Raw genomic sequence first — 12,333 nt, forward strand, 5'->3', positions numbered from 1 at the left:
ATTTCACAATCTAACTTCAAAGGGAAAGCAATTGCTTTCCCTTTTTTTATCTCCAAATGTCCCCTATTACACAAACCCTGCTATCGATTAACTTCCTATGAGTAATTGGAACATTGTTTTTCTTAAATATGGATATTGTTGTTAAATGCCAGCAAATTAGCGCTAGTTTAATTGTAATTTGTTAAGACAGTGACGATGAGTTAGTTTAGATTATAAACTGGTCACTTTACCTTCAAGGAAGAAAATGAAAATTTTGCCAAATCTAACTATTATTGCAATTTTAGCCTCAAGTAGCGTGAATGCTAAGCCGATTATAGTTACTCAAGATAATTTCCCCCAAGCTTATACCAACCTGCGTTTTGCTGCGATTATTGACAAAGCTGGCGGCTTAAATAAATTCATAAAGATGCCAGTTCCAAGTAGTGTTCCAACTGAGCAGTTCGTTGTAAGAATGAATAGAGATACTGCATATTCAACTTCTGTTTTCGATTTATCTAGCAGAAAAGTTTACGTCACAATCCCGAAAACAGATAAGTACGTAACCATTCAAGTCGTCGATGAAAATCATGAAACCCAGCGGATGATATATGGCTCAGGCAGGCACTTGTTAACCGCTAAGACAGATCATGCATTTGTCATAGTTCGTACTCTTGATAGTGAGTTACGTGACAATATTGTGGTAGAAGCACCACAACCAAAACCATTCAAAACAAAAAACTGGGATAAACAATCACTCCAAAAAACAGAAGAAGCTGGCAATGCCGATTTCAGTGATGGTTATTACCAAGCCAGTGCTTTTAGTAATGTTGAAAGCGGTCAAACTCCATACATGAACTATGTTGGTGTTGCAGGCGGCTGGGGCGGCGCAATGGTCATGGATAACATTTATCAAACCAGCCCCTATTTTGACGCTAATGGTTGCTACGAAACGACATTCGTCAATCCGGAAGCAACTTACTTTTGGTCAGCTACTGTATATAACGGTGACGGATATATGTTTAATGACGTTGCCAATATATCAAGTGAAATGAAGCCAAAGAAAAATGCTGATGGAACTTATACTTTACGTTTTGGTTGCAAAGGCCAGCCAAACAACATTCCAGTGTTAGAAGGAAATACCACAGGCAAATTTAATGTCTTGATGCGCCATTATGGCCCTAGTGAAATGGTGAGTAATGGCGAATACGGTTACAACATGACGCAGTTTATTCGAAAGTCTGATTAATGTTAAATACGCTATCAAGAGATTGATTATTGCGAAATGAATTGAGGCAAAGTAAAGATTATTTTAATCGCTTTGCCCAATTCCCATTATGCTGAGCTTCACAACGTGTTTCGCTATCAAACACGACTTGTTTTGTTTGCAGCTTAATGCCCTGCTGCTGTAATTTATGAATTATCAAATTTTGAATATAAACATCTTCTTTGTGTAATACTAAACCTGTCAGTTGAGCATCATTTTCAAAAATACATACGACTTTTAATGAGGTCGGAAATGCACTGAATTTAACCGTATGGGTTAGCCACTCAAAGCCTTGATATTGATCAAGTAACATATCGCAAACTTCTGTCAATGTTTCTGTAATTTGTCTGTCTAATTTTTTATCTGTTTTTTTCATTCATTCATTCATGACTTAGTGTTAACTACAGCCAGTTCCCCGCCATTATCATATTATTTTCGTATGTTTCTGAGTAAATTGCTAAAGAACCATAAGACCCAAGATGCTCTTTATACCGACTCACTAAATAAAAACATCTACATAACTAGCAATAAAAAAGCCAGTTAAAACTAACTGGCTTTATTTAGCTTGCTAAAGATTAATCGTTAGAAAGCTCTTTCTCGAGCTGTTTAGTAATAGCATCTGGAGAGCTGCTATTGCGAGCAAAAAGACTGTATGCCACCGGTATCACTAATAATGTAAAGAATGTCGCTAGCAATATACCTGACAATACCACAACACCTATAACAAAGCGGGTTTCAGCCCCAGCACCACTCGACATCACAAGCGGGATAGCCCCTGCAGCTGTAGTAATACCCGTCATTAATATTGGACGTAAGCGCTGTGAGGATGCCTGAATAACGGCTTCATCAAAGGCAATACCTTTGTCACGAAGTTGGTTGGCAAATTCAACAATCAAAATACCGTTTTTGGCCGCAAGTCCCACCAGCATGATGATGCCGATTTGACTGTAAATATTGATACTTTGATCAGTAAACCATAAGCCGATTAAGGCACCAAGTGTGGCCAATGGTACAGTAAGCATAATCACCATTGGATGCACATAGCTTTCAAACTGAGCTGCCAAAACCAAGAATACAATGCCTAAAGCCAAAACAAATACAAAGTACATTGAATTACCCGAACTCTGATAATCCAATGACTGCCCTTTGTAACTGATCACTGCTTCAGCAGGTAAATAAGTATCGGCAATATCATTAAGATAATCTAACGCTTCACCTAAACTGTAACCATCAGCTAAGTTAGCTTCAATGGTAATAGCGCGCATTCGGTTATAACGATTTAATGAACTCGCATCAGCGTATTCTTCAACAGTAACCAAATTTGATAATGGCACCAACTCGTTGGTTCTATCAGAACGAACATAGATGTTTTCAAGATCGGTCGCCGTGTTTTGATTATCACGATTACCTTCAATAATCACATCGTATTCTTCACCATCACGCATGAACGTGGTAACTAATCGCGAACCCAACATCGACTCTAACGTTCGGCCAATATGCGAAATCGACACACCTAAATCAGCCGCACGGTCTTTATCAATGGCAACTCTTAACTGAGGTTTGGTTTCTTTATAATCATGATCAAGACCTGCGAGCATTTCGTTCTCACCTGCTTTTTCAAGCATGATATCTCGCCAATTGGCTAACTCTTCATAGCTAGGTCCGCCTAATACAAACTGCACAGGTTTACCTACACCACGACCAAATGCTTGCCGCATAATTGGGAACGCTCTAACGCCAGCTAAATCTGATATTCTTGTTCGAATATCAGTAATAATCTCATTTGCTGGACGACGTTCAGCCCAATCTTCTAATACAATAATCGCCATACCATTAGAAAAGTCTGCTGCAGTACCAAAACCACGAGGAGCACGTATTAATAGGCGTTTAATGTCACCTGCTTCAACTAAAGGCATTAAGCGGCCTTCAATTTCATCCATGTACTTTTCTATGTATTCAAAGCTTGCACCTTGTGGGCCATTAACCACCAAAAACATCGAACCACGGTCTTCCTGTGGCGCAAATTCCTGTGGCACCTTATTCAATAAATAGCCGCTGAAAGCAAACGCAGCCACCACAATAATACCAATGAGATAAGGCTGCTTAATCGCGCTATTAAGATTTGATTGATAGATTTTGGTAACAAAATCCATCATCGCATCCACTTTACGAACTAACCAAGAAGATTCACCTGCTGGTTTGAGCAGTTTCGAGCACATCATTGGGCTTAAGGTTAATGCTACAAGGCTTGAGAACATCACTGCTGCACTCATAGTGACAGCAAACTCTTTAAATAATTTACCTAAATCACCATCAAGGAAACTAATCGGCATAAACACTGCGATAAGGACTAGAGTTGTAGCCACAACAGCAAACGCCACCTCACGTCCACCCAGATATGCCGCTTTTAATGGCGAATCCCCTTGCTCAATTCGACGATGAATATTTTCTAGCATTACAATTGCATCATCAACCACCATACCAATGGCTAAAATCATCGCCAGTAGGGTTAGCAAGTTAATGGTATACCCTAGGGTATATAAAACGATAAACGTTCCCATAAGTGATACAGGAACCGTTAATGCCGGAATTAACATTGCACGCACACTACCTAAGAAAAGGTAAATGACAATAATCACTAACACCATGGCAATAAACAGCGTTTGATATACTTCTTTAATCGAGGCTTCAATAAATACCGAACTATCGTAAGAGCGTTTAATCTCCATTCCCGCAGGTAATGTAGGATTTATTTCATCCACTAATGCATTGGCGGCGCGAGCAACTTCCAAGGTATTAGAGGTAGATTGCTTTGATACACCCAAACCAATCATCGACTCAGTATTACCGCGAAACATAATTCGTTCTTCTTCAGAACCAATTTGAACCTTAGCAACATCACCTAGCCTAACTAAATAGCCATCATCTCCTTGGGTAATAACAAGGTTAGCGAAATCTTGCTCAGTTCTAAAACTTCTATCGACACGTACTGTGAAGTGACGCTCTTTGGATTCAATGGAGCCCGCTGGCAGTTCAACGTTTTCAGAACGTAGCGCTGACTCAACATCCGCAACGGTTAAGTTACGAGAAGCGAGTGCTTGGCGGTCAATCCAAATACGCATGGCATAAACTTTACCACCACCTAAACGTATATTAGCCACACCATCGACTACAGAAAAGCGATCGGTTAAATAACGGCGTGCGTAATCAGTTAATTGCAATGTCGTCATTTGATCTGAGACTAGATTCAGCCACATAATCACTTCATCACCGCCATTGGCTTTTTCAACCTCTGGTGGATCTGCTTCTTCTGGTAAATTATCCATTAGTCCAGAAATTCTATCGCGCACATCATTGGCAGCAGCTTCGATATCTCGGCCGACATCAAACTCTAATGTGACAGACGAGCGACCATCACGGCTTCGCGAGCTGACATGTTTAATGCCTTCAACGCCACTTATTCTATCTTCAATTAATTGGGTAATACGACTTTCAACAACCGAGGCACTAGCGCCGCGATAACGGGTATCGATAGACACCACTGGTGGGTCAATGTTTGGATATTCACGTAATGGTAGTTTTTCAAAAGAAACTAAACCAAGGATGATAATCAAAATACTGATAACAGAAGCTAATACCGGCCTTTTTACCGAGATATCAGTTAAAATCATGCGGCATTCTCCGAACCTGCCACATTGGCAAAATTAAAGGCCTCAGCAGCTTCTGTTTTGACTTTATCACCCGGTCTTACTTTTAGTAGGCCGCGAATAATCACAGGCGTACCAATTTCAACACCATCGATGATTTCAACCCAGCCACGGTTTCGAATACCTAAAGTGACTGAATGTTGCTCAACCACATTTTCGTCATTGACTGTATATACAAAATGTTTTGATTGAATTGGGATGATTGCAGATTCAGGTAATAACAAGGTTTCACGATTTTGTTTAATCAATTTAACTTTCATCAACATACCTGGCAGTAAAGCAGCGTCGGCATTATCTATAATTGCTCTGACAATCACAGCACGAGTCGATGGATTCACACGGCTATCAATTGATGTCACAACACCTCTAAAAATACGGTCTGGAAACGCTATGGCTTTTGACTCTACACTTTTACCTAATTGAAGCTCTTGGATAAAACGCTCGGGTACAGAAAAGTCGAGTTTAATCTTACTCACATCATCTAGTGTGGTGATTTGAGTACCTGGAGAGACTAACGAACCGACACTTACTTGTTTAAGACCCAAACGGCCAGAGAATGGAGCGTGAATCGCTCTGTCTTCTAATGCTGCTTTGGCTTGTTCAAGCTCCGCGCGGGTTGTATCAATGAGGGTTTGCAGTCGATCTCTTTCGAGTTCTGCAACCGTTTTACTGGTCACTAGACTTCTAATTCTGTCTAATTCGCGTAAGTGATCTTTTACTTTAACTTCGGCAACTCTAACTTTAGCAACTTGTTCTCGGTTACGAAGTTGCACAAGTAAGTCGCCCTTGTTGACGATGTCACCATCATCAAAGTTAATTGAAGCCACTTGCTCAGTGACTTTCGGAGTAATAGTTATAGACTCAAACGCTTTATTGGTACCAATCGCTTCGACTTCATCACGCACTGGTAACATGGCAACCTTGGCCACGACAACATTTGGAATCGGTTTAACACGCTCTTTAGTATTACTAGGAGACAGAGTCGATTGATAACCGAACCAAGCGAGACCTAATGCAACGAGTAATATTATAATTTTTTTCATCGGAATTCCGTTCGTCAAACTCATATACAAAATGTTAAAAGGATTGAAGCAAACGTTAGTTTACCCAGCAGCAAGCTGGTATCAAGGCGTTTTACCTTTCCTTACAAAATACACATTTCATTAACACGCGCATTTTTACGAATCAAACTGAATTGCAGTTCACATTTTGTTATTTATTCCCACCTTAATGATGTAAAACAAACAATATCACTAGATAACCATCTAAAATCAGCATAAAAAAAAGAGACACATAAATGTGTCTCTTTGTAATAACCTGCTGCTTTTTAGAGCAAGTACAAATACTTTGGCGGTTTTAGATTAGCGAACTTTACGGTCCGCTTTCATCGCTTCGTTCAAAACACGATAAAGTTCAGTCACCACTTCATTATCTAATGGGTCACCCGCAGCATTCTTAATAAAGATTTTGGTTTGAGAGTTATCGTCGTTCTCTTCCAATTCAACACGATAATTACCACGCTCTAACGGTAACTTGTCTTCGCCCCACAACGAGCTCCAAAATCCGCCACTTTCTTCAAGAACAATATAATAAAGTCCCTTAGCGCTATTCATATCAACAATGTCAAAGCCAAGCTCTGGCATCACAATACGTAAACGATCCCAGGTTTTGGTAAAGTCAGCTTCAGCTACCCAGTAAGCACCAGTTTCTTCAGTTTCTGCAACTAAATCAACATCGATACCTAAACTTTGTTCGATTCGATCCGCTTTGATTTGCTTATCACGGGTAACACTCATGTAAGCAATGGTATTATTGAGCATATCAATAGTATATCGACGTTGGTCTTCACCACTTAAAAAGATTTCTTGTTCTTCACCGTCATATGATTCTTCATGCTCAACCAGATCAATACTCATACTTCCTGAGCGGCCATGTGGGCTAACATCAACGTCATAGCGGTAGCGCTGACGTAGTAAATAAACTTTATCAGCACCAAACCAACTGGTCTCGATCACATCTCTGTTTTCAATCCAACCAGTCTCTAGTACACCTGATTCATAATCTTCTTTCTCGACTGCGACATCGTACTTAGCAAGGAAGCCTTTGAGATTGTCAAAAACTTCTTGTTTGAGATCGGTTGTACTAGGAATAGACTCAACGATAATTTTAATGTTATCGCTACCCTCTTCAACACGAGTACCTTCAGACATTGGGAGTACAAGCAAAGGTGGACGTATATCTAAACGTTTGCCAATAAGTTCTTTATTAACGTCTTCACCAGCACTTGGAATATCGTATTCACGGCTATATGTGGGTTCAGTTAATCCTTCAGGGATTGTCAGCAACCGAACGGATTTAGCATTTACAAAATCTTCATTGCCATTGGCAACTCGACGATCTGTAGGTGTACTACACGCTGTAACGGCAGCAATTAATAAAATTGGGGTGACTTGCTTCAACATTTATCGGTTTACCTCTATCTGGGCTTGTTTCATCGCTTCTAACAACAGACCATGAAACTGCTCAGAAAGTTCAGTTAAAGGTAAACGAATATGTCCTTGGCTGATTAAACCCATTTGGTGAGCGGCCCATTTCACAGGAATTGGGTTGGCTTCACAGAATAGATGTTCATACAGACCTTTCATCGGCAGGTTAATGCTTTCTGATAGTGCATGATCTCCAGCTAACGCTGCATCACACATAGCTTTGAATGATTTAGGGACGATATTATTAGCAACAGATATAACACCGTCTCCACCTAATAATAAAAAGTCTCGGGCTGTCGCATCATCACCGCTGTACAATTTAAAGTCACTGCCACACAATTCGCGTAATTTCGCGACACGGGTCAAATCACCGGTGGCTTCTTTTACACCAACAATATTACTAACAGAAACTAATTCAGCTACTGTTTCAGGCAACATATCAACTGATGTACGGCCAGGTACATTGTAAAGAATTTGCGGTATGTCAGTACAAGCAGCAACGGCTTTGTAATGAGCAATTAAACCTTTTGGTGTTGGCTTATTGTAATAAGGGGTAACGCCGAGCATACCGACAATGCCAGAATCAGCCATAGATTGGGTCAGTTCAATGGCTTCAGCTGTTGCATTAGCGCCATTTCCGCCGATAACAGGAATTCTACCTGCAGCAAACTTAACGGTTTGTGCAACAACTTGTGCATGTTCTTTCATTGGTAGAGTCGCTGACTCTCCAGTGGTACCAACGGCTACAATCGCATCTGTGCCTTGGTCAATATGAAATTCTACGAGTCTTTCAAGACTACTGTAATCTACTGTGCCATCACTATTCATTGGTGTGATTAAGGCAACGATGCTTCCGTTTATCATCTAAATTCCCCAAGGTTTCAGGATTCGCTATGTTACTTATGCCTACTACTAATGACAAGCATTAACGGGGCTCTCAAATGCATTTATACAAAACTGGCAAAATATCGTGTTATTTGAACACTATTTTTATATTTTTATCTTGAACAACTCATGCAGAAATAAACTTTATTTCCTTATAAATCAATAGTTATTATAAATTAATGCTCAAACAATACTCTTTTCAATCAGTTTATAGCCTAATAAAGACATACTTATGTGGTTTAGTTCTAGTTATGGTAGCATTACGTCCCGCAAAAAAACTTTGCGTTAGCTCGCTAGTTTACGCTCTATGATATCGAAAAAGTGAGGAAAATCCATGACCAACTATCTGGTCGTTACTGCTATGGGCTCTGATCGCCCAGGTTTAGTAAGTCGCCTAGCCCGTTTAGCCAGTGAATGTGATTGTGACATAGTCGATAGCCGTATGGCTTTATTCGGAAATGAATTCACCCTGATCATGATGATCTCAGGATCTTGGGCTGCAATAACTAAGATAGAAACCCTATTACCTAGCTTAAGTGTTGAACTTGAGTTACTTACGGTAATGAAGCGCACCTCAAAGCATACACCTAAGAATTTTGTATCTCGAATCGAAGTCAGTGTAAACGGACAAGATCAACGAGGCACGATGAAGCGTATTACTGAATTTTTAGCAGATCGCTCATTAGATTTAGCAGCGGTACGTTCTCATGCCGATGATGATAATTTAACTCAAACCATTTTGTTTACGATTAACGTGCCTGAAAAAGTTGATCTATTAAAGCTTGAGAAAAGTATTCAAGAACTCGCAAATGAGCTTTCTTTAGATTGTTCCATCAATCACATGCAGGCCAGTGAAAAGTAAAAATAACAAATAAGGACTTTACATGAATACCCTAACAGTTGGTGATTTAGCACCGCAATTCTCTCTACAAAACCAATTTGACGAAACGATTGCGTTAACTGACGCTTTAAAAAAGGGCCCAGTATTAGTGTATTTCTACCCTAAAGCATCCACTCCAGGTTGTACTGTTCAGGCTCAAGGGCTTCGTGACAGTAAAGCAGAGCTAGCAAACCACAATGTAACGGTATTAGGTCTAAGTCCAGATCCAGTGGCTAAATTACTTAAATTTAATGATAAGCAGGAACTAAACTTCTCATTGCTTAGCGATGAAGACCACGCCATTGCCGATGCATTCGGTGTATGGGGTGAGAAAAAGTTTATGGGTAAAATTTATGATGGTATCCACCGTTTGAGCTTCTTAATCGGGCAAGACGGTAAAGTTGCTCACGTATTTGATAAATTCAAAACTAAAAATCATCATGAAGTCGTGTTATCTGTGATTGCTGAACAAAAATAAAACGAATTAAAGTAAACAAGTACAAACGATTAAAATAACTTGATGATTAAAAAGGCTTCGTTAATACGAAGCCTTTTTTGTTTCTATATGCCAGTCGCTGAAATAACCTTTACTTGGGCTCGTTTTCTTCAAGCTCGGAAGTTGCAGTTGTTTGAGCTTCTTCTTGTTCAATTGTTGCCTGTTTAGAATCTTCATCAGCAGCTGACTCTCGCTCAGCGACTTCTTTTAAATTACGCTGAATCACGTCTTTCTCTTGTGCTTCTGCAGGCAGCAAACTAATCAGCTCAATTCCCACTGGCAATTCCCTATCAGCACCAGAGATAATTTTCACTTTTTGATCTTTGGTGAGATAAATCAGCGGCATGGCAGTTTCACCATAACGCTCTTTGAAATCCTGTAGGGTAAAGTTATCCGTAATATTGGTAACTTTTATTACCGCACCTTTCGCCATATAACTGGCAATACGCGCATAAGAAACAGACTCACCAAATAAGCATAACCGTTTTAAATAAGATTCAGACAATTGATGCCTTGCACTTCCACCTTCTGCATTGTTTAAACCATAAACTTTTTGAGTACCCAATAAGTCTTGAAAATGAAAACTGACCAAGGGGTTTAATTGTCGATATGGCGATAATATTAATACGCGGCCAATGCCACTTAAGTCCATAAAGTTTTCGGCATGTTCAGAAGCTGGATTACCAAAATAAACAGGAATGTTAGCCATACGTGCTTGGCGAATATTGTCCCAGTTATTATCAGCAAGCATCACCTTTACATTTTTCTTGGTTAGAACTTTAGCAAGTTCGCGAGAAAATTTAGATGCGCCAAATAATAACAAACCCTGTGACGAATCAGCCTTAACACCAAGGAATTTTGCCCACGGCCCGGCTGTTAAACTTTGAATTACCACGGTGCCAATAATAATTAAAAATACCAATGGCACAATTGAACTTGCCCCATTAACGCCGATGGCTTCAAGCTTAATTGCAAATAAAGATGAAATAGCAGCTGCGACAATACCGCGTGGGGCGACCCAGCTTAAAAACCATTTATCTGACCTTGATAAACTGGTGCCGATACCTGATATCCAAATGCTTAATGGTCTTGCCACCAGCATTACAACCATTAGTACTCCAACACCGCCCCAGCCAAGATCTAACATAGCAGTTGAGTTTAATCGCGCAGCTAATAAGATAAAAAGCGCAGAGATTAACAATACCGTTAGGGTTTCTTTGAATTCTAAAATATCAGCAATATCAACCCCGCGCATATTAGCAAGCCATATCCCCATAACGGTTACCGTTAATAAACCAGACTCCTCTTGAATTAAATTAGAGCCAACAAACATGCCTAACATAATGGTCAACACAGCGGTATTTTTAAGATAATGAGGAAATACTGTCGTTCTCAACGCAATACCAATTAAATATCCTGCAATAGCCCCTAAGCCAAAACCGAGCAACAAGGTCATACCTAGTGCTGATAAGACATGTGTCGTAGGATCGGCCGCAGCAGCTACCGCAATATATTCATACACTAAAACGGCCAGTATCGCGCCAATAGGGTCGATGACAATACCTTCCCAACGTAAGATGCTAGCAAGGTTCGATTTAGGCCTTACAGTCCGTAACATAGGGACAATTACAGTTGGACCAGTTACCACAACTAAAGCGCCAAATAAGAGCGCCATCGGCCATTCAAAGCCTAATAACCAATGCGCTGCTGGTGCAATACAAGCCCAAGTGATAAATGCACCAAAAGTGACTAAATTTGTCACCATACGTCCATGGTCTTTGATTTCTTTGAAATTAAGGGTCAGCGCACCTTCAAATAAGATAACCGCTACACCTAATGAAATAATGGGAAATAACAAATCACCAAAAATTGCATCAGGATTTAAAATATCTAACCCAGGTCCGAGCAGTAAACCACATAACAATAGCGGCAAAATTGCGGGTAAACGCAACTTCCACCCTACCCACTGACACAATAGAGACAAGACGCCAATTAACGCTAGCATGCCTGTGATGTGTTCGACCATGTGTATATCCTTATAAAAGCGCTATTTGTTTTAGTCGTTTTTTTAAATGTCTATCTTTAATAAAATACTAAATACTGAAGTAGAGCAAGTGATATTAATACAATAGACGCAATTAATTAAAATTTTATTAACATCATAAGATGTTGATTTGAAATACGTAAAAGAGGTGAAATAAACAAGAATTGAAATTTAGACACAAAAAAGCCCTTGTCATATGACAAGGGCTGATCTGTTTGGCGGAGCGGACGGGACTCGAACCCGCGACCCCCGGCGTGACAGGCCGGTATTCTAACCAACTGAACTACCGCTCCTAAACTGTGTTATCTGTTAAAACAGATGAACAAAATATAAGTAACTTAACTGGCGGAGCGGACGGGACTCGAACCCGCGACCCCCGGCGTGACAGGCCGGTATTCTAACCAACTGAACTACCGCTCCACTTAAGTTGCGAAGAATAATAGAGATGTCGTCAAAAACCGTCAACCATTTTTTTCACCTTTTTGACTGTTTAGCTAAAAAATGTTCAACCAAGCTTAATTCATGTACTTTTTGTGCGTAAAAGAGTCAAGATTCTAAAGCGGCAAACTAAAATTGAATTAATGAGATGGCT

9 protein-coding genes and 2 tRNA genes are annotated in these 12,333 nt (G+C 40.0%); 3 read left to right on the forward strand and 8 right to left on the reverse strand.

Annotated elements, in window-relative coordinates; translation table 11 throughout:
- Positions 1-244 precede the first annotated feature (244 nt).
- Positions 245-1,225, forward strand: a complete 981-nt coding sequence (locus tag QPX86_RS11230) for a DUF1214 domain-containing protein (protein WP_220754322.1) — start codon at positions 245-247, stop codon at positions 1,223-1,225.
- A 58-nt stretch (positions 1,226-1,283) separates the two neighbouring features.
- Here the strand turns inward: QPX86_RS11230 and QPX86_RS11235 are convergent, their stop codons facing one another.
- From QPX86_RS11235 to dapA, 5 genes are all read right to left on the reverse strand, one after another.
- Entirely contained in the window at positions 1,284-1,619 is a 336-nt protein-coding gene (locus tag QPX86_RS11235; protein WP_285162703.1) for a Fis family transcriptional regulator, read from the reverse strand.
- A gap of 199 nt (positions 1,620-1,818) precedes the next feature.
- Positions 1,819-4,914: an efflux RND transporter permease subunit gene (locus QPX86_RS11240; RefSeq protein WP_285162704.1), complete on the reverse strand. Its 3,096-nt coding sequence runs from the start codon at positions 4,912-4,914 to the stop codon at positions 1,819-1,821.
- On the reverse strand, positions 4,911-5,993 hold the full coding sequence (locus tag QPX86_RS11245; RefSeq protein WP_220754325.1) for an efflux RND transporter periplasmic adaptor subunit: 1,083 nt from the start codon (positions 5,991-5,993) through the stop codon (positions 4,911-4,913). The genes QPX86_RS11240 and QPX86_RS11245 overlap by 4 nt, the downstream gene beginning before the upstream one ends.
- A gap of 318 nt (positions 5,994-6,311) precedes the next feature.
- Positions 6,312-7,412 (reverse strand): outer membrane protein assembly factor BamC, encoded by a 1,101-nt coding sequence (gene bamC / locus QPX86_RS11250; RefSeq protein ID WP_285162705.1) that lies wholly within the window; start codon positions 7,410-7,412, stop codon positions 6,312-6,314.
- Positions 7,413-8,300, reverse strand: coding sequence for a 4-hydroxy-tetrahydrodipicolinate synthase (gene dapA, locus QPX86_RS11255; RefSeq protein WP_285162706.1), 888 nt, complete (start codon positions 8,298-8,300; stop codon positions 7,413-7,415).
- Between the two features lie 355 nt (positions 8,301-8,655).
- Here dapA and QPX86_RS11260 point away from each other — a divergent pair, with 355 nt between their 5' ends.
- Positions 8,656-9,183 (forward strand): glycine cleavage system protein R, encoded by a 528-nt coding sequence (locus QPX86_RS11260; RefSeq protein WP_220754328.1) that lies wholly within the window; start codon positions 8,656-8,658, stop codon positions 9,181-9,183.
- Between the two features lie 22 nt (positions 9,184-9,205).
- Entirely contained in the window at positions 9,206-9,679 is a 474-nt protein-coding gene (bcp, locus tag QPX86_RS11265) for a thioredoxin-dependent thiol peroxidase (RefSeq protein ID WP_285162707.1), read from the forward strand.
- Positions 9,680-9,788: 109 nt separating this feature from the next.
- Here the strand turns inward: bcp and QPX86_RS11270 are convergent, their stop codons facing one another.
- From QPX86_RS11270 to QPX86_RS11280, 3 genes are all read right to left on the reverse strand, one after another.
- Positions 9,789-11,723 carry a cation:proton antiporter gene (locus QPX86_RS11270; protein WP_285162708.1) on the reverse strand — a complete coding sequence of 645 codons (1,935 nt, stop codon included), beginning with the start codon at positions 11,721-11,723 and terminating at the stop codon, positions 9,789-9,791.
- Between the two features lie 234 nt (positions 11,724-11,957).
- Positions 11,958-12,034 (reverse strand) — tRNA-Asp (locus QPX86_RS11275).
- A 50-nt stretch (positions 12,035-12,084) separates the two neighbouring features.
- Positions 12,085-12,161 (reverse strand) — tRNA-Asp (locus QPX86_RS11280).
- Positions 12,162-12,333: the final 172 nt, after the last annotated feature.

The sequence above is a fragment of the Shewanella goraebulensis genome, from assembly GCF_030252245.1.
Taxonomy (GTDB): domain Bacteria; phylum Pseudomonadota; class Gammaproteobacteria; order Enterobacterales; family Shewanellaceae; genus Shewanella; species Shewanella goraebulensis.